The organism is Streptococcaceae bacterium ESL0729 (assembly GCA_029391995.1).
Lineage (GTDB): Bacteria > Bacillota > Bacilli > Lactobacillales > Streptococcaceae > Floricoccus.
In genome coordinates, this window is record CP113924.1 from 333,730 (window position 1) to 352,896 (window position 19,167).

Sequence of the window (19,167 nt, forward strand, 5' to 3'; positions counted from 1 at the left end):
TATTATCAAAATTGGAGGATATTATGGCTACATTTGAAGAAAATTTAAAAAAATATGCAGAACTAATTGTTAAAATCGGAGTAAACGTAGGTAACGACCATACAGTTGTCCTAAATATTTCAGTAGAACAAGCTCCTCTAGCAAGGCTGATTGTAAAAGAAGCTTACCGTCAGGGAGCACGTGAAGTTATCGTGAGATGGTCAGATGAAATTATCAATCGTGAGCGTTTGATTTCAGCTAAGAATCTTGATGAAATTAAAGAATCAACAAGCAAGATGTTTGATGAATGGATTGAATCAGGAGCTAGTCGCATCAGTATCGTTTCAGATGATCCAGCAGCCTATGAGGGTGTTGATCCAGAAAGGATTGCCCTCGCTCAGGCTACAAATGGTAAGGCTAGTAGGAAATTAGGGGCAGCCCTTCAGGCCAATAAATTTTCATGGCTTGTAGCTGCAGCAGCTAGTCCAGCTTGGGCCCATGAAGTATTCCCAGATTTAGCTCTTGAAGAAGCGACAAGTAAATTATGGGATGAAATCTTCAAGGCAACTAGAACAAATCTTGAAAATCCAGTAGAAGCTTGGGATGCTCATGATAAACTTCTAACATCAAAAGCTAAGTGGTTGAACGAGCAAAAATTCGATAAATTCCACTATCAAGCTCCAGGTACGGATTTGGTTGTTGGACTGCCAAAGAATTATGTTTTTGAAGGGCCAAGTAGTGCTAACTCTCGCGGGGAAAAATTTATAGCTAATATGCCGACAGAAGAAGTTTTCTCAGCTCCTGATAAAAGACGCGTTGATGGCGTTGTGTCAAGTACTAGACCCTTAAGTTATGCTGGAACCATCATTGATGGCATTAAATTAACTCTTGAAAATGGACGAATTACAGAAGTTTATGCTGAAAAAGGACAGGAAGTTTTAGAAAAATTAGTTGCGACTGATGAAGGTAGCCACTATTTTGGTGAGATTGCCCTAGTTCCTAATTCAAGTCCGATTTCTGCTAGTGGAATTACCTTCTTTGAGACACTTTTTGATGAAAATGCTTCAAATCATATTGCCATTGGTCAAGCCTATGCCTTTAGTGTTGAAGGTGGTACTGAAATGAGCCAAGAGGAGTTGGACCAAGCCGGATTAAATAGAAGTGATGTCCATGTTGACTTTATGATTGGAAGCTCTCAAATGGATATTGACGGTATCAAAGAAGATGGAAGCATTGTTCCAATCTTTAGAAAGGGTGAGTGGGCATGAGTGAACTGACCCTAGAAAATGAATTTTTAAGTCTGGTTGTTAAAAACAAGGGAGCAGAACTTCAAAGTATTAAATCTAAGGACGGGGTAGAATACCTGTGGCAGGGAGATAAGGAATTTTGGGGTCGTCGTGCCCCCATCCTCTTTCCTAATGTTGGCCGCCTGAAGAATGAAAGTTATAAGTACGATGGTAAAACCTATCGACTTTCAGGGCATGGTTTTGCAAGAGATAAGGAATTCAAAGTTGAACATAAGCTTTTTGATAGCTTAAAAAATCAACTTGAGTATGAATTGAGATATGATGATGAAACCTTGGAAGTTTATCCCTTCAAGTTCTCTTTAAAGATTATCTACCGTCTGATTGATAATCAAATTGAAGTTAAGTATATTGTTAAGAATTTAGATGACAAACCTATGTTCTTTGGTATTGGAGCACATCCAGCCTTCAACATTCCCATGGCTCAAGGAAGCTTTGAAGACTACATGGTTACAGTTTTGCCAGAAGAAAAGAGAACAAGGATTCCTCTTGACCTCAAGGAGGGAACCCTCCATTTGGATCAGGCATTTGTAAGTGGACAGTCAGAATTTCCTCTGACCAGGGATTTATTCTCTAAGGATGCTCTCATTTTTAAGACACCTGACCAAACAGATGTTATAATTTCTAACAAATTTGATGAGAGAAGGGTGAAGGTTTCCTACCAAGATATGCCTTATCTAGGAATTTGGAGTCCTTACCCTAAAGAAGCCCCTTTTGTTTGCTTGGAGCCTTGGTGTGGACTTGCTGACGACGATCAAACAGACGGTGATATCATGAATAAATATGCCGTTAATGAACTTTTAGCTGACCAAAAATTTGAATGTAAGTATACAATCGAGATAGATTAAAGGTGCTCTTTGCAGCACCTTTTTTTATATTGTAGGTTTATTTTTGCAATTCCTTGTTTCTTATGTTATATTTTATAACATAAGAAATGAAAATTTAGGGGGATTTAGTTTTTATGGACGGAGCAAGCACGGTTTTTATAATTATTTGTGCGGCTATGGTATTTTTAATGACACCGGCCCTGGCTTTCTTTTACGGGGGTCTTGAGCGTCGTAAAAATGTATTGAACACCATGATGATGGCAGTAGTATCATTGGCTCTGGCCTCGCTTATGTGGTTTGCAGTAGGTTATAGCCTATCCTTTAGCGGAGACGACCTATTCTTTGGAAATTTAAAGCATATCTTCTTGGATAATGTGAGTATGTTTGATAATAGCATTCATTCTCTGAAAATTTCTGATGGTCTATTTGCTGGTTTTCAAATGATGTTTTCAATAATTACCATTGGAATTTTAACCGGATCAGTTACTGGAAGGATGCGAATGCAGGCCTTACTACTCTTTATTCCCCTTTGGCTGCTTTTAGTCTACTATCCATTAGCCCACATGGTATGGGGCGGCGGTTTACTTCAAAAGATTCATTCCATTGACTTTGCAGGAGGAAATGTGGTTCATATATCAAGTGGTGTATCGGGACTGGTACTTGCCTTAATTCTTGGCAAGCGTAGGGAATACAATCACTTGGAATACCGTCCTCACAATGTTCCCTTTGTTCTTTTGGGTGCTGGTTTGTTATGGTTTGGTTGGTTTGGTTTTAATGCAGGTAGTGCCCTTGAAGCCAGTGGTCTTGCTGTTCACGCCTTTATGACCACCCATCTAGCGGCGGCTGCGGCCATGTTTTCGTGGATTGTCATTGAATTAATTTTAATCAAAAAACCAACCCTTGTTGGAGCATCTACTGGCCTGGTTGTAGGTTTAGTTGGGATAACTCCTGGTGCAGGCTTTGTTCCCCTTTGGGCAGCAGTTCTTATCGGACTCTTGGTAAGTCCAATTTGTTACTTTGCCATTTCTAAGGTCAAGCAGGTATTTTCTTATGATGACTCCTTGGATGCCTTTGGTTGCCATGCAATTGGTGGTATTTTTGGAGGCCTGGCAACTGGATTATTTACTAAGGAAGCTCTAAGTCCAGAAGAAGGCTATTATGGGCTAGTCTTTGGTGATATCAAATTATTTTTGGCCCAGTTTGAAGCCATTGTTTTCACCATTATTTTATCGGTTGCCATGACCTGGATAATTGCGAAATTTATAAGCATTTTTGTCAAACTTCGTGTTGAAGACCGGGCTGAAGCCATTGGATTAGACGATAGTGAGCACGATGAGACTGCCTATCCAACATTTATGGGATTAGATAGTTAGAGGGGGAGCAGATGAAGAAAATAGAAGCGGTTATTCGAACTGAAAAACTTGAGGACCTTAAGGTTAAGTGGGCTGACAATAGTCAAATAACAGGAATGACTGTTAGTCAGGTGCTTGGCTTTGGGGAACAAAAGGGCTTTAAGGAATATATTCGTGGTAGGGCCATTCAACCCATGTTGCTTGCCAGAGTAAAGGTGGAAATTATCTGCACTGATAATCTAGTAGATCAAATAGTTGAAGACATTTGCCAGGCTGCCTATACGGGTGAAGCGGGTGACGGGAAAATATTTATTTCACCGATTGAAAGGGTTATTAAAATTCGTACTGGCCAGGAAGAAAGAGATTAAAGAGCGGGGGAAAGGAGCTGATTTTCCCTGTTTTTTTATATTTAGATGACAGGCTCATTAAAAGACTGTAATTTACTTATTAAATTCATGAAAAACTTGAAAAAATCCATCAAAAAAAGTAAACTCTTATATAGTAAAAGAAGGCGGTGGATGGTTACCATGAAAAAAATTTCAAAATTTCAAAATGAAAAAGTTTTGGTTCTAGGGCTTGCAAAAAGTGGAGCAAGTGCAGCAAAAGTCCTTAATAGTTTAGGGGCTTTTGTTACAGTTAATGACGGCAAAAAAATTGATGAAAATGTTGAGGGGCAAGAGCTACTAGAAAAAGGTATCCGAGTAATAAGTGGTAGCCATCCCCTTGAACTTCTTGATGAAGATTTTTCTTTGTTGGTTAAAAATCCTGGTATCCCCTATGAAAATCCTATGGTAGCAAGGGCTCTTTCTAAGGGTATTCCTGTTATAACCGAAGTTGAGCTTGCCTATTTAATCAGCCAGGCTGATATTATTGGAATTACAGGGTCAAATGGTAAGACCACCACCACTACCATGATTGCTGATATTTTAAATGGATCAGGTATGTCAGCTAAGTTAGCTGGAAATATTGGTTTTCCAGCAAGTGATGTCGCTACTAAAGCTACTAGTACAGATACCTTGGTTATGGAGCTGTCAAGCTTTCAATTGATGGGCATAGATGAGTTTCATCCTCATATTGCACTTATTACTAATATTTTCTCAGCCCATCTTGACTATCACGGTAGCCAGGAAAATTATGAGGCAGCCAAGTGGCGAATCCAAGAAAATATGGACCAAGATGATTATTTGGTCTTAAATTATAATCAGAAGCGTTTAAGGGATTTGGCCCAAGAGACTAAGGCTCAGGTTGTTTTCTTTTCAAGTACTGACAAGGTGAACGGAGCCTACGCTCAAGACGGGAAAATTTATTATCAGGACGAGTACGTCATGGATGTAGCTGATCTTTCTCTACCTGGGGACCATAATTTAGAAAATGCCCTTGCCGCTATTTCTGTTAGCAAATTAAAGGGGGCAACAAATGCTTCAATCATTGAGGTTTTATCACATTTTTCAGGTGTTAAACACCGTCTGCAGTTTGTTGCAAGTATTGATGATATCAAGTTTTACAATGATAGTAAGGCTACCAATATCCTAGCGACTCAAAAGGCCCTAAGTGGTTTTGAAAATGATAAATTGTGGCTACTTGCTGGTGGGCTTGATCGAGGTAATGGCTTTGAAGAGTTAAGTTCTGATATTGAAAATCTAAAGGGAATGATTGTTTTTGGTCAGACTGCACCTAAGTTAAAGGAACTTGCTGAAAGCCAGGGTATTTTTCTGCTGGAAAGTAAGGACGTAGCTGAAGCAGCTAGGTTAGCTTATGACCATGCACAAGCTGGCGATACAGTCCTTTTAAGCCCTGCCAATGCTAGTTGGGATCAGTATCCAAACTTTGAAATTCGTGGAGATATTTTCATTAAAGAAATTGAAAAAATAAAGGAAAGTTTATGAAAATCGTAGTAACTGGTGGTGGAACAGGGGGACACGTCTATCCAGCTTTAGCATTTATTAGATATTTGAAAAATATTGACTCTCAAGTTGAGCTTTTGTATGTTGGAAGCCAACATGGACTTGAAAGTAAGCTCGTACCTGAGCTTGGCATTGACTTTAGGACGGTTGACGTCCAAGCCTTTAAAAGGGATTTTGATCTAGCCAACCTTAAGATTGCCTACAAATTTGTTAAATCTCTTGGTGAGGCCAAGGATATTTTAAGGGATTTTGAGCCTGATATTGTTCTTGGCATGGGTGGTTATGTTTCAGCACCGGTTGTTTATGCTGCTGGTCGCTTGGGTATTCCTGCCGTTTTACATGAGCAGGATAGTATCCCCTGCCTTACTAATAAATTTTTAAGTCGCTATGCTCAAAAGGTAGCCTTGGGCTTTCAAGGAACAGCTCAGTCTTTTCCTGAGGACAAGGCGGTTTACACTGGAAATCCTAGGGCTCAGGAGATGGCTGATCTCTTTGTTCCTGGTGCCTTAGGGATTTTTAACATGTCGACTGAAAGAAAGACTGTTTTGATCTTTGGGGGGTCAAGAGGTGCCTTTACCATCAATGAAGCCATGCTTGACGTCCTACCAAAATTCATTGGTAAAAATTATCAGGTTGTTTATGTGGCTGGCGAACACTATTATAAGGAATATGAGGAGACCTTTAAGAAATATGACCATGAGAATAATATCGCAGTTGTCCCCTATATTTCTAACATGTCAGAAATCATGTCAAATGTTGACCTTTTGGTAAGTCGTGCGGGTGCTACCACCATCGCTGAAGCTACAGCCTTGGGACTGCCAACAATCCTCATCCCAAGCCCCCATGACCCTGGAAGTCATCAAGAAAAAAATGCTCAGACCTTGGAAAAAACAGGAGCAGCAGAGGTTATTGCAGACGCTGATCTTACGGGTGATAGAATCCTATTAGAAGTTGAAAAAATATTTTCTAATGAATCCATTTATCGAAAGATGTCTGAAGCATCACTTAGAGAAGGAGTACCAGACTCAAATATTCGCTTGTATCAAGTGATTAAAAGTTGTTTAGTATAAAAATATGTCAAAAAATAATGAAGAAAATAAAGAGCAAGAAGAACACAAGGAATTAAGTCCCTGGCAAGAGAAGCACCTTGAGTCTGAAGCTGAACTGCGGGAAAAAAATAGATTGGCTGAACAAGAAGCCTTATTAGCCGAATCAGAAGAGGATCTATTAGTAGATGATGCGGTTGAAAAAAAATCTAATTCTGCAAGTGATGAAGAAGGTGACCCAGCTGAAACAATTATGGAGGAAGATGATTCTGTAGCTAGTGATGAAAAAGCTTCTACGGAGGAGAAGGAGCCAATTTTTTCTGTATTTAAGAAAATGTGGGCCGTCCTACTTGTCTTTCTATTAGTTTTTGGGACAAGTGCTTACTTTGTCAGTCCTTACAGTAAGATTGGTAAATTTCAAATTAAAGGTGAAGCGAGTGAAAGTGTCGAGTCTCTTGCTGAGGCTTCAGGGCTTAGGTTAAACGACAAGATAATTCATATCTATCTTAACCGAGGTCGCATCGAGCGTGCCATTACTAAAAGTTTTCCAAGGGTTGAATCAACCAAGCTTTCCCTTGCCTTTCCTAATAAGGTGTTGATAGCAGTTAAGGAATATCCTGAGATAGCCTATATCAAGCACGGGGAAGACTACTATCCCGTCCTTTCAGACGGTATATATCTGACAGATGCTAAAATTACTGAGGATAAAACTGACAAAAAACTTCCTCTTTTGGTCGAGATGACAGATAAGAGTGAGGTTGAGCAATTTATAAAAGCCTATACCAGCCTAAATGAGGAAATAAGCAGCCAGATAGCCCGTGTCGAAAAAACACCAAGTAAGGCTACATCTGACCTTCTAACCCTAGATTTAAGAGATGGTAATCGAATCATTGTCCCCTTAAGCGAGATGACCTTAAAACTTCCTTACTATACAAGTATTAAGGAGAGTTTAACAGAAGCAAGTGATATTGACATGGAAGCTGGAATTTTCTCATATGCCAAGGGAAATCCACCAGCAAAAGAAGATGCCAGTGATAAAAAGGCAACTGAAGATAAAAATCAGGAAAACCAAGCAGCTGATGGTTCAAATGAGGCAGCTGATACGCAAAATACAGCAACCAGCGGCCAATAAATTGAGCAGCTCAAGGAGCATGAAAAGGAGATAAATCTATCTCCTTTTTTTAATTTAGCTGGGCTTAGGATTTACCAAGCTAGTAAGATAGATTATTTTTTGGTAAAATGTTACTTGCGTCTGATTCTAAGCAAAGTTGAGCTCATTTGTAATGGGTTGACCTTTGTCTAGAAGGGCGTAGATAAAGAAAAAAGGTGAAAAAATGTCAAAAAAAGTTTTTGAAATAGAATTTTACGGCCGTCCTCTAATCGTTGAAGTTGGTCAAGTTGCTAAGCAGGCAAATGGAGCAGCAGTCATTCGCTACGGGGAAACAACCGTTCTTACAGCAGCAACCATGAGTAAGGAGATGAAAGATGGTGGCTTCTTCCCCCTTCAGGTCAACTACGAAGAGAAGATGTATGCCGCTGGAAAAATCCCAGGGGGCTTTAACAAGCGTGAGGGGCGTGCTTCAACAGATGCTACCCTTAATGCCCGTTTGATTGATCGTCCCATCCGTCCCATGTTTGAGGAAGGATTCCGCAATGAGATTCAGGTAATCAACACCGTTCTTTCATATGACGAAAATGCAACAGCTGCCATGACTGCCATGTTTGGCTCAAGTCTTGCCCTTTCAATTTCTGATATCCCCTTCAACGGACCAATCGCAGGAGTTGAGGTCGGCTATATCGATGGTGAGATCATCATCAACCCAACTGAGGCCCAAAAAGAAGTCAGCCTGCTTGATCTTTCAGTAGCCGGAAACCGCGATGCCATCAACATGGTTGAGTCAGGTGCCAAAGAGCTATCTGAAGAAATCATGCTTGAAGCCCTTCTACGCGGACACGAAGCTGTAATCGAGTTAATCGAATTCCAAGATAAGATTGTTGCTGAAGTTGGAAAAATTAAGGCCGAAGTTGAGCTCCTTCAAGTTGATGCAGATTTACAAGCTGAAATTATTGAAAAATACAATGCTGACCTCCAGGCTGCTGTCCAAGTTGAAGAAAAACTGGCCCGTGAAGATGCAACAAATGAAGTACGCGATCGTGTAATTGCTGAATACGAGGAAAAATTCGCCGAGGATGAAAACTATACCCGTATCATGCGTGAGGTTAAGGAAATCCTTGAAATCATGGAACACACTGAAGTCCGCCGCCTAATTACTGAAGACAAGGTTCGCCCTGATGGCCGTAAGATTGACGAAATCCGTCCACTTGACGCTGAAATTGACTTCCTACCTAAGGTTCACGGTTCAGGACTATTTACCCGCGGACAAACTCAGGCCCTTTCAGTCTTAACACTTGCCCCAATGAGCGAAGCTCAGGTAATTGATGGACTTGGTGAAGAGTACAAAAAACGCTTCATGCACCACTACAACTTCCCGCAGTACTCTGTGGGTTCAACAGGACGTTACGGGGCTCCAGGACGCCGCGAAATCGGTCACGGTGCCCTAGGTGAGCGTGCCCTTGAACAGGTTATGCCTTCAGTTGAAGACTTCCCATACGCAATCCGTCTAGTGGCAGAAGTTCTTGAATCAAATGGATCAAGCTCACAGGCCTCAATCTGTGCCGGAACCCTTGCCCTTATGGCTGGTGGTGTGCCAATCAAGGCTCCAGTTGCAGGGATTGCCATGGGTCTAATCTCAGACGGTGAAAACTACACAGTCCTTACAGACATCCAAGGTCTTGAAGACCACTTTGGGGACATGGACTTTAAGGTTGCAGGAACACGTGAAGGGATTACAGCCCTTCAAATGGACATCAAGATTGACGGAATTACGCCAGCCATCCTAACTGAGGCTCTTGAGCAGGCCAAACGTGCCCGTTTTGAAATCCTTGACGTCATTGAAAACACAATTGCAGCCCCTCGTCCAGAGCTTGCTCCAACTGCACCAAAAATTGAAACCATGCAAATTGATGTTGATAAGATCAAACTTGTTATCGGTAAGGGTGGGGAAACAATTGATAAAATCATCGCTGAAACAGGCGTTAAGATTGATATCGACGAAGATGGGCTTGTTGCCATCTTCTCAAGTGACGCTGCTGCCATTAAGCGTGCCATGGAAATTATTGAGGCAATCGTTAAGGTAGCAAAAGTTGGTGACATCTACGATGCCAAGGTAACAAGGATTGAAAAATTCGGAGCCTTTGTCAATCTCTTTGGGACAACAGGTGCCCTCCTTCATATTTCTGAACTTGACTGGGCTAAGACAGACAAGGTTGAAGATGTTGTAAACATTGGTGACACAATTAAGGTTAAGGTTATCAAAATTGATGACCGCGGAAGAATTGACGTAAGCCACAAGGTACTAATTCCTAGGGCCGACGAAGACTAGAAGACTGGGTAAAAGAAAATTGTTCCTAATTTTCTTTTACTTTTTCGTATGAGGAAGTTTTACTTAAAGAACAAGAGAGACTGATATGATTAAACTTTACAATACACTTACTCGCACAAAGGAAGATTTTTACCCCCTAGAAGAGGGCAAGGTTAAGATGTATGTCTGTGGCCCTACGGTTTATAACTACATCCATATCGGAAATGCAAGAAGCGTTGTTGCCTTTGATACAATTAGACGTTATCTTGAGTACCGTGGTTACGTGGTAACCTATATCTCAAATTTTACAGATGTAGATGATAAGATTATTAAAGGAGCCCTTGAAGCCGGACTTGATATCAAGGATTTCACAGATAATTATATTGGAGCCTTCTTTGAAGATGTTGAACGCCTGGGTGTAAAAAAAGCCAGTGAAAATCCCCGTGTTATGGACTTCATGGATGAGATTATTAGCTTTATAGCTGAGCTGATTGCAAAAGATTTTGCCTATGAGTCATCTGGCAATGTCTATTTCAAGGTACGTAAATCAAAGGATTACGGGAAGCTTGCTGGTAAAAACCTGGATGAACTGGAAGAGGGAAGAAGTGGGCGTGTTGACGGGGATACTGGAAAAATTGACCCCCTTGATTTTGCCCTTTGGAAGAGTGTCCCTGCTAATGAACCATCTTGGGAAAGTCCTTGGGGATTAGGTAGACCAGGCTGGCATATTGAATGCTCAGTTATGGCAAATAATCTCCTTGGGGATACCATTGACATTCATGGTGGCGGACAAGACCTTGAATTTCCCCACCATACCAATGAGATTGCCCAGTCTGAGGCAAAAACTGGCAAGAAGTTTGCCAATTACTGGCTCCACAATGGTTTTGTAACGACAAGTAGTGGCGAGAAGATGAGTAAATCCCTTGGAAACTTCAAGACAGTCCACGACATGCTTGAGGTTGTGGATGGAAGTATCCTTCGCTTCTTCCTTGCCACAACTCATTACAGAAGGCCCCTTCTCTTCTCTGATGAAAACATGATGGATGCTGAAAATAATTTTACAAAGATTAAAACAGCCTACGAGAATCTGAAATTCAAGCTGGAAAAGGGAAATTTTGTCGAGGATGATCAATCAATTGACGCCTTTAGGGAGGGCTTCATAGAAGCCATGGATGACGACTTTAATATCGCTAACGGCCTCACTGTTTTCTACGACTTTATCCGCCACGTCAATTCAGGAAATGCCAGTCCTGAGGCTCTTGCCTTCTTTAATGAGGTCCTAGATATCTTGGGTATCGCCTTTGTTGAAGCAGGGCTTCTTGACTCAGACATCGACCAATTGATTTTGGACCGGGAAGAGGCAAGGAAGTCGCGTGATTTTGCCCTTGCTGACAAGATTCGTGATGACCTGCGTGAGCAGGGTATCATCCTTGAAGATACAAAAGAGGGAGTGAGGTGGCGTCGTGGCTAAGGTTGACGTTAAACTAATAAACGGGATTGCCCTTGCCTATGTAGGTGACGCAATCTATGAGGTTTATGTCCGTGACCACTTGATTCACGCGGGTCTAACCAAGCCCAACCGCCTTCATAAGAGTGCGACAAAGTTCGTTTCAGCACGTGCCCAGGCCTGGCTGATTTCTCAGATGGAGGAGGAGAAGCTCCTTAGTGATGAGGAATGGGGCTACTTTAAGCGCGGGCGAAACGCCAACAGTAAGACCAAGGCCAAGAATGCTGACATCCTCACCTACCGGGTTTCGACTGGCTTTGAGGCTGTTATGGGTTATCTTCACTTGACTGGGCAAGATACACGTCTGACTGAGGTCGTAAATTGGTGCCTGCAAAAGATTGAAGAAAAAGACCAAGAGGATAGTAATTAAAACAAATAAAATCTTATGCTATAATTAGGCATAGGATTTTATTTATATAGACAGGAAGACCAATGAGAAAACAAGAAAATAATTCTTTTAAAAACAAGAAAAGATATGACGGAAAAGCTAAAGATTTCCGCAGTAAAAAGAACTTTGACGGCCGCAAAAATTTCACATCAAGTGAAAACACTGAACCTTTAGAAGTTGAAAATAATGACATGGTCTACGGGGTCCATGCCGTCCGTGAGGCTCTAAATGCTGGGACTGGTAACAAGCTTTATATTCAAGCAGACCTTAAGGGGAAAAATCTTGAGGAGATGAAGGCCCTTGCTGCTGACAAGAAGGTATCAATTTCCTTTGAGAAAAAAGCAGAACTAGATAAGATGACTGACCGCGGTGTCCACCAAGGTTTTGTCCTTAAAACTAGTGCCTATGCCTATGCTGAACTTAGTGACCTTCTTACTAAGGCTTCAGCTGAGGAGAATCCCTTCATCCTTATCCTTGACGGCCTAACTGACCCCCACAATCTGGGATCTATCCTAAGGACTGCTGACGCAACGGGTGTAACAGGGATTATCATCCCTAAACACCGTGCCGTTGGGATTACCCCGACAGCTGTTAAGGCAAGTACTGGAGCAGTTGAACATGTGCCTGTAGCCCGCGTCACAAATCTTAGCCAGACCTTGGACAAGCTTAAAGAAGCAGGCTTTTGGACCTTTGGTACTGACATGGAAGGTACTAACTACACCAAGTGGAATACAAGCGGAAAAATCGCCCTTATCATTGGCAGTGAAGGACGTGGTGTTTCAGCAAATATTAAGAAGCAGGTAGACGAGATGGTAACAATCCCAATGACTGGGCATGTCCAAAGCCTTAATGCAGGTGTTGCCAGTGCCATTCTCATGTATGAAGTAGCAAGAAATAGGGGATTTTGATGAGAAAGCAACTACTGATTGTTGATGGTTATAATATGATTGGAGCCTGGAAAAAAACAAGGTCAGCCTTTCAACACAATCGCCTGGAGGAAGCTAGGGATTATCTATTAGAAAAATTATCCGAGTATGCTAACTTTGAAGGAATAGAGGTAGTTTGCGTATTTGATGCCCAGTACGTTCCTGGAGTGAGGAGCTCGTTTAAAAAGTATAATGTGCTGGTTGTTTTCACGGAAGAAGATGAGACGGCTGATTCTTATATTGAACGTTTGGCTGGAGAGTGTAATGACCTTTTGACCCAAGTTTATGTGGCAACAAGTGATCTGGCAGAACAGTGGGTGGTCTTTAACCAAGGGGCTGCAAGAATTTCAGCCAGGGAGCTTGAACGGCTGGTTGGTGTTGGTAAAAAGGAATTAAAAAATTATACCACCAACATGATTGATAAAAAGCCTAGAGCCAACCAATGGACTGACCAGCAAATCAGTCAACTAAAGGATTTAATGGATAATTTAGAATGATGATTAGGCTTTAATTAAGCTACAATTTGAGGGGTAATTTAGTGAAAATAATATTGGAAAAATAGGGTAAGTTATTGCTTTACTGGCTCATTATGTTAAAATACTGAATGAGTGTTAATATCTTAGACTAGGAATATTATCTACTTTACTAAAAAAATGATTAAGCTAACTAAAAATGTACTTTAAGAAGAGGAAAGGAGTCACTTTGATGGCCAAAAGTGGACTTTTTACGGGTATTGATATCGGAACTAACACAATAAAGGTGTTGGTTGCTGAATACATCCGTGGTGATATGAATATAATTGGTGTGGGCAATGCCAAGAGCGAAGGCTTAAAAAATGGAATCATAGTTGATATTGATAAGGTTGCTGTATCCATTAAAAAAGCAGTTGAAGCAGCTGAGGAACGTTCAGGTGTCAAAATAACTGGTGTGAATGTGGGCTTACCTGCTAACATGCTTGAAGTTGATTTTTGTCAAGGGATGATTCCAATTGCAAATGGTTCAAAAGAAATAACAGACAAGGATGTCGAACAGGTTGTCGACAATGCCCTCTTACGTAGCGTCTTACCTGAAAGAGAGATTGTTGCAGTTTTACCTAAGGAATTTACGGTTGACGGTTTTGAAGGTATTACAGACCCTCGCGGAATGTTTGGAGTACGCCTTGAGATGAGAGGTCTTCTCTACACTGGACCAAGAACCATCATCCATAATCTTCGTAAGTCTGTTGAGCGTGCAGGTTTGTTTGTTGAAAACATTGTAATAAGTCCCCTATCTCTTACAAATTATGTCCTTAGTGAGGGAGAACGCGAATTTGGTACAACAATTGTTGACCTTGGGGCTGGACAAACCTCAATCATCAGCATCAAGGATCAAAATTTACAGTATCTTGATGTAAGTCCTGAAGGTGGCGATTACGCGACCAAGGATATTTCGACAGTTTTAAACACAACTGTTGAAATTGCAGAAGACTTAAAAGTTAATTACGGTGAAGCAAGTACAAGCCGTGCAAGTAAAGATGAACGTTTCCTAGTTGATGTTGTTGGCAAGAACGAGCCAGAAGCAGTTGATGAGTACTACCTGTCACAAATCCTTGAAGCCCGCCTAACTCAAATTTTTGAACGCGTGAAAAGAAATCTAAAGGATAATCATGTGAGTGATTACCCAGGAGGTCTTGTTCTGCTTGGTGGTGGTGCTGCCATGCCAGGGATTGTTGAGTTGGCCAGTCAAGTTTTAGGAACTAATGTTCGCTTATTTGTACCTGCTGAAATGGGACTTCGAAATCCAATTTTTGCCAATGTTTTAAGTATTGTTGACTATGTTGGTGGCAGAAGTGATATTGACAGTTTAGTCCAAGCTTCAGTTGTGAAGCAAGAGACATATACAGAAGATTTTTCAAGGGAAAGTCAAGAAGATGTCTACTATGAAGAATCAGCTTCAGATGAGTATTCTGAACCTGTAGCTGACGACTATAAAGAGTCAGTTCAAGAAGACAAGATTAATAAAAAAGATGGTGGCTTAGTTCACCGGTTAAAAGACATGTTTTCTAGCATGTTTGATTAAGAGGAGAGATAAACATGGAATTTTTATTTGATGGTGATCAACAAGGTGCAGTAATCAAGGTTATTGGTGTTGGTGGAGGTGGTGGTAACGCCATCAACCGCATGGTTGAAGAACAAGTTGGTGGTGTTGAATTCATCGCAGCAAACACAGACGTTCAAGCCCTACGTTCTTCTAAGGCTGACACTGTTATCCAAATCGGTCCAAAGCTTACTCGTGGACTTGGTGCCGGAGCTGTTCCTGAGGTTGGTCGTAAGGCTGCTGAGGAAAGTGAAGAAGTAATTGAAGAAGCTCTTGCTGGAAGTGACATGGTCTTTATCACTGCTGGTATGGGTGGTGGAACTGGTACAGGAGCTGCACCAGTTATCGCTGGAATCGCAAAACGCTTAGGAGCACTTACTGTTGGTGTCGTAACTCGTCCCTTTGGTTTTGAAGGATCAAAACGTGGCTACCATGCCGCTGAAGGTATCGCTGAACTTAAGGAAAATGTTGATACCCTACTTATCATTTCAAACAATAACCTACTTGAAATCGTAGACAAGAAGACTCCACTTACAGAAGCCCTTCGTGAAGCAGACAATGTTCTTCGCCAAGGTGTTCAAGGGATTACCGACCTTATCACAAGCCCAGGTATGATTAACCTTGACTTTGCTGACGTTAAGACAGTAATGGCAAACAAGGGTGATGCTCTTATGGGTATTGGAGTTGCTGAAGGTGACGACCGTGTTATCGAAGCTACTCGTCAAGCTATCTACTCACCACTACTTGAAACAACAATTGATGGAGCTGAAAATGTTCTCTTGAACGTTACAGGTGGTCTTGATATGTCTCTATCAGAAGCTCAAGATGCATCAGAAATCGTTATCCAAGCAGCAGGTCATGATGTAAATATCTTACTTGGAACAGCCATTGACGATAGCCTGCAAGGTGAAATCCGCGTTACAGTTGTAGCAACTGGTGTTGATAAGGAAGAAGTTAAACGTGTTGTCAACCAACAAGCAGAACAACCACGTCGTCGTATTTTAGGAACTTCAGCAGGGGATAATTCAGCAAGTAACGATGTTCGTCGTAAGGATACTAAGGTTGTAAGCCAAAATCAAAATCAAAAATCAGCCTTTGGTGAATGGGATTTGCGTCGTGATTCAAATCAAGCACGTCCCAACCAAGTAAGTAGCCGTGATGAGCAAGCATCAATCAGCAAATTCAATGTACCAAATCAAACTACTCAAATTGAGGAAGATAATTTGGATACACCTCCATTTTTCCGCAACAAATAAATATGACAATAGCGGAGAATGTAGAAGCTGTTCTCTGTAAACTGAAAAAAATCGAAAATCAAGCAGGTCGTGCAGAGGGTTCAGTAACAGTAGTCGGAGTGACTAAGTATGTTGATGAGTCCGCTGCACGACAACTTGTAGATGCTGGAATTAATAATTTAGCAGAAAATCGGGTTGATTTATTTCTTGATAAGTATCAGTCTTTAAAAGATTTGGATATAAGCTGGCATCTAATTGGAAGTTTACAAAGGCGAAAGGTGAAGGACGTTATAAACTATGTTGACTACTTTCATGCTTTGGATTCAATAAGACTGGCTGAGGAAATTTCAAAGCGGGCCAACCATCAAATAAACTGCTTCCTTCAGGTTAACGTATCAGAAGAAGAAAGTAAGCACGGTTTCTTGGTTGACCAGCTTGAAGCTGCTGTTTTGGAAATAAATAATCTACCAAAGATCAAAATAGTAGGTCTCATGACCATGGCACCTTTCAGTGCTAGCCGGGAAGAACTTACTGCAATTTTTTCAAGGACTAAAGAGCTACAAGAGGCCATTAAAAGCCTCAAGCTTGAAAATGTACCTTGCAGGGAATTGAGTATGGGGATGAGCCGGGACTATCAAGAAGCTGTTGAAAGTGGTGCAACTTTTATTAGAATAGGGAGTGAGTTTTTTAAGGGACTAAATTAATTATGGATAATGTAAAAGATATATATGAAAAGATGAAATCTTTCTTTTTAGGGGAAGATGAAGAAGATTATGATGATGAAAAAAAGGTTGACAACTATGGTCAGTCTGAAGATCCTTCTCTCTTAACTATTAGAAGGGATCAAGCCCCAAAAAATTCACAACAAGCTAGTAAAAATCACCAAAAACCTGAGAATAAGGACCAAAGAAAGTCAGCTTATTCTTATGAGCACCAAAAAGATTTAAGAGAGCAGGGTAAATCTACTAAGGGGCAGGCCACAAGCTCAGCTAAATCTAGCAGCCAAAAAATCCAAGCAGGTGACTTTAAAACAAATAAAATGGAAGAAAAAGGTCGCTTTCACGGAATGAGTCGGGAAGAAAAATTTTCAAAAATTGCCATTAGAGAACCACGTGTTTACGGGGACATCATGGATATTGCAAGTCTTGTAAGAGATGATGAAAGTGTCGTAGTAAACTTCAAACTTATGGATGATGCTCAAGCTAGACGAAGCATCGACTTCTTTACAGGGGTGGTTTATACCCTGGACGGGGACATCCAAAACGTTGGTGGCCAAATCTTCCTTCTAACTCCAGCCAGTGTTTCAGTTGAAGCAAGTGCTGAATTAAGTTTACTGGCTCGCCAAAACTATGATGAGTTCAATTTATAGGAGTTCTGAATGATTATAAATTTATTGTACAGACTAATAAGCATTTATTCGCTGATTTTAGTAATTTATGCTATCATGAGCTGGATTCCAGGTCTTCGTGACAGCAAGCTTGGAGAGGTCATTGCTGATCTTTCTATGCCTTATTTGAATCTTTTTAAAAACTTGGATTTAACCTTTGGGAATTTTGACTTTACGGTCTGGGTTGCTGTCTTCTCCCTTCAGATTCTTCAAAGACTACTTATCTTTCTTTTTTAGATGAAGGATGTATACCAGCATTTTAAGCCTGAGGAAAGAGAATTCATTGATCGAAGTCAAGACAAGATAGACCGGGTTAATTTCAACTATGAGATTATAAGCAGTGATTTTTTAAATCCTAGGGAGTATATGATCTTGGAAAGTTTGGCTAAGGCTAGTAACGTTTGCATTTACTCAAGTGCTGGCCTGGCTGACACGGAGATGGTTAAGGCCATCTTGGCCCCTGATTTTTATGTCCTTGATGTCTCTGATTTTGATTTGGCCTTGGTTGACATAAGATTTCCTAGTAAATTTGCTAAAATTAGTCATTCGCAGATTCTTGGTACCCTTTTGGGTCAAACAGGCTTAAATAGGTCTAAAATTGGTGATATTATCGTTACTGATGACCGGGCTCAATTTTATGTTGATTCTAAGTTGCTTTCTTTTTTAGAGGAAAATATTAGTAAAATTGGCAAATTAGGTGTAAAATTACGGGGCATACCCCTTGATCAAGCAATAGGACTTGAGCAGGTTAGTGAGCCTTCGAAAATTAAGCTTTTGTCGGTTTCTAGCTTGCGTCTTGATAAACTTGTGGCCAGTAGCTTCAATCTTTCAAGGAAGATAGCTTCTGATTTGATTGAAAAAGGACTAGTAAAATTAAATTATTCAGTGGAAGATAAGAAGGAAAAACTTCTTGAGCTTGGTGATTTAATAAGCGTTAGGGGATATGGGAGATTCACTTTAATAAATGAACTTTCTTTGAGTAAAAAGGATAAGTTAAGGGTTGAGGTTGCAATTACAAAAAATAAATAATATCCTAGGGAGGTCGTATGGTTTTAAATAGTTTAGATATTCAGAATAAAGATTTTTCAACGCAGATGAGGGGTTATAATAAAAAAGAGGTTGAAGACTTCTTTGATATTATCGTACGCGACTATGATTATTATGCCCAAAAGGTTAAGGAATTAGAACGTGAGAACAAGAATCTTGCTGAGAAGGTTGAATACTTCGAAGAGATGAAAGATTCCCTCAACAAGTCGCTTATCATTGCCCAAGATACATCAGACAATGTTCGAGCTCAGGCTGATACGGAGGCTGAAAATATTTTAACAGATGCCCGTCAAAAGGCTAATGCAATCATTACAGCTTCTAAGAGTGAAGGACAAATCATTCTTGATACAGCTCGTGATGACGCTGTTCGCCTGGTCAGGGAAACTGATGAGTTGAAACGAAATCTTCGTTCATACCACCAAAGAATCCAAATGACTGTACAAGCTCAGCTTGATAGCATTAATGATGCTGAATGGGATGAAATCTTCAGGCCAGTTTCAACCTATATTCCTAACCAGGATGAGGTTCTTAGAAGGATTGTTGAAGAAACATTTGAAGGGGAGCAGTATACATCAAGAGTTCCACTTGCTGAGATTGCTGATGCAATTGATCAAGCTTCAAAGGAAGAAGAATAATAAAAAATTAAGGACAGGAAGATACATTCATATTTATAGCGACTGGGAGATGGTGGAAGCCCTGGAATCACTGAATGTATTTTTATCACCTACTTTATCTTTTACTGAAGGATGGGTCAGATCATCTGTTAA

19 protein-coding genes are annotated in these 19,167 nt (G+C 40.7%); all 19 read left to right on the forward strand.

Translation table 11 applies throughout. The features are described from left to right. Positions 1-20: 20 nt before the first annotated feature. The 19 genes from OZX68_01745 (at position 21) to OZX68_01835 (ending at position 19,035) form a co-directional block, all read left to right on the forward strand. Positions 21-1,247, forward strand: a complete 1,227-nt coding sequence (locus OZX68_01745) for an aminopeptidase (protein ID WEV61354.1) — start codon at positions 21-23, stop codon at positions 1,245-1,247. Beyond that, a complete protein-coding gene (locus OZX68_01750) occupies positions 1,244-2,131 on the forward strand; it encodes an aldose 1-epimerase family protein (GenBank protein WEV60993.1) in 888 nt (295 codons plus the stop codon). The genes OZX68_01745 and OZX68_01750 overlap by 4 nt, the downstream gene beginning before the upstream one ends. Positions 2,132-2,244: 113 nt before the next feature. After that, positions 2,245-3,483 (forward strand): ammonium transporter, encoded by a 1,239-nt coding sequence (locus OZX68_01755; protein WEV60994.1) that lies wholly within the window; start codon positions 2,245-2,247, stop codon positions 3,481-3,483. 11 nt (positions 3,484-3,494) lie between these two features. Then, a complete protein-coding gene (locus OZX68_01760; GenBank protein WEV60995.1) occupies positions 3,495-3,830 on the forward strand; it encodes a P-II family nitrogen regulator in 336 nt (111 codons plus the stop codon). Positions 3,831-3,989: 159 nt separating this feature from the next. Beyond that, the gene (gene murD / locus OZX68_01765; protein WEV60996.1) at positions 3,990-5,348 is read left to right on the forward strand and encodes a UDP-N-acetylmuramoyl-L-alanine--D-glutamate ligase; all 1,359 of its coding nucleotides are present in this window, start codon (positions 3,990-3,992) and stop codon (positions 5,346-5,348) included. Beyond that, positions 5,345-6,436 carry an undecaprenyldiphospho-muramoylpentapeptide beta-N-acetylglucosaminyltransferase gene (gene murG, locus OZX68_01770; GenBank protein ID WEV60997.1) on the forward strand — a complete coding sequence of 364 codons (1,092 nt, stop codon included), beginning with the start codon at positions 5,345-5,347 and terminating at the stop codon, positions 6,434-6,436. The genes murD and murG overlap by 4 nt, the downstream gene beginning before the upstream one ends. Positions 6,437-6,440: 4 nt before the next feature. Beyond that, positions 6,441-7,544: an FtsQ-type POTRA domain-containing protein gene (locus tag OZX68_01775; protein WEV60998.1), complete on the forward strand. Its 1,104-nt coding sequence runs from the start codon at positions 6,441-6,443 to the stop codon at positions 7,542-7,544. Between the two features lie 202 nt (positions 7,545-7,746). Beyond that, positions 7,747-9,855 carry a polyribonucleotide nucleotidyltransferase gene (gene pnp / locus OZX68_01780; GenBank protein WEV60999.1) on the forward strand — a complete coding sequence of 703 codons (2,109 nt, stop codon included), beginning with the start codon at positions 7,747-7,749 and terminating at the stop codon, positions 9,853-9,855. An 85-nt stretch (positions 9,856-9,940) separates the two neighbouring features. Then, the gene (gene cysS / locus OZX68_01785; GenBank protein WEV61000.1) at positions 9,941-11,305 is read left to right on the forward strand and encodes a cysteine--tRNA ligase; all 1,365 of its coding nucleotides are present in this window, start codon (positions 9,941-9,943) and stop codon (positions 11,303-11,305) included. Continuing rightward, the gene (locus OZX68_01790; protein WEV61001.1) at positions 11,298-11,711 is read left to right on the forward strand and encodes a Mini-ribonuclease 3; all 414 of its coding nucleotides are present in this window, start codon (positions 11,298-11,300) and stop codon (positions 11,709-11,711) included. Before cysS ends, OZX68_01790 begins: the two co-directional genes overlap by 8 nt. 209 nt (positions 11,712-11,920) lie before the next feature. Further along, positions 11,921-12,637, forward strand: a complete 717-nt coding sequence (gene rlmB / locus OZX68_01795; protein WEV61355.1) for a 23S rRNA (guanosine(2251)-2'-O)-methyltransferase RlmB — start codon at positions 11,921-11,923, stop codon at positions 12,635-12,637. Further along, entirely contained in the window at positions 12,634-13,152 is a 519-nt protein-coding gene (locus tag OZX68_01800; protein ID WEV61002.1) for an NYN domain-containing protein, read from the forward strand. Before rlmB ends, OZX68_01800 begins: the two co-directional genes overlap by 4 nt. Positions 13,153-13,360: 208 nt before the next feature. Further along, entirely contained in the window at positions 13,361-14,713 is a 1,353-nt protein-coding gene (gene ftsA / locus OZX68_01805) for a cell division protein FtsA (GenBank protein WEV61003.1), read from the forward strand. 14 nt (positions 14,714-14,727) lie between these two features. Further along, positions 14,728-15,987 carry a cell division protein FtsZ gene (gene ftsZ, locus OZX68_01810; protein WEV61004.1) on the forward strand — a complete coding sequence of 420 codons (1,260 nt, stop codon included), beginning with the start codon at positions 14,728-14,730 and terminating at the stop codon, positions 15,985-15,987. Positions 15,988-15,989: 2 nt separating this feature from the next. Then, on the forward strand, positions 15,990-16,670 hold the full coding sequence (locus tag OZX68_01815) for a YggS family pyridoxal phosphate-dependent enzyme (protein WEV61005.1): 681 nt from the start codon (positions 15,990-15,992) through the stop codon (positions 16,668-16,670). A 2-nt stretch (positions 16,671-16,672) separates the two neighbouring features. Next, on the forward strand, positions 16,673-17,335 hold the full coding sequence (sepF, locus tag OZX68_01820) for a cell division protein SepF (GenBank protein ID WEV61006.1): 663 nt from the start codon (positions 16,673-16,675) through the stop codon (positions 17,333-17,335). A gap of 9 nt (positions 17,336-17,344) precedes the next feature. Next, the gene (locus OZX68_01825) at positions 17,345-17,590 is read left to right on the forward strand and encodes a YggT family protein (protein ID WEV61007.1); all 246 of its coding nucleotides are present in this window, start codon (positions 17,345-17,347) and stop codon (positions 17,588-17,590) included. After that, complete coding sequence (locus OZX68_01830; protein ID WEV61008.1) at positions 17,591-18,382, forward strand: YlmH/Sll1252 family protein; 792 nt, start codon at positions 17,591-17,593, stop codon at positions 18,380-18,382. Between the two features lie 17 nt (positions 18,383-18,399). Then, positions 18,400-19,035, forward strand: a complete 636-nt coding sequence (locus tag OZX68_01835; GenBank protein ID WEV61009.1) for a DivIVA domain-containing protein — start codon at positions 18,400-18,402, stop codon at positions 19,033-19,035. The last annotated feature ends 132 nt before the right edge of the window (positions 19,036-19,167 follow it).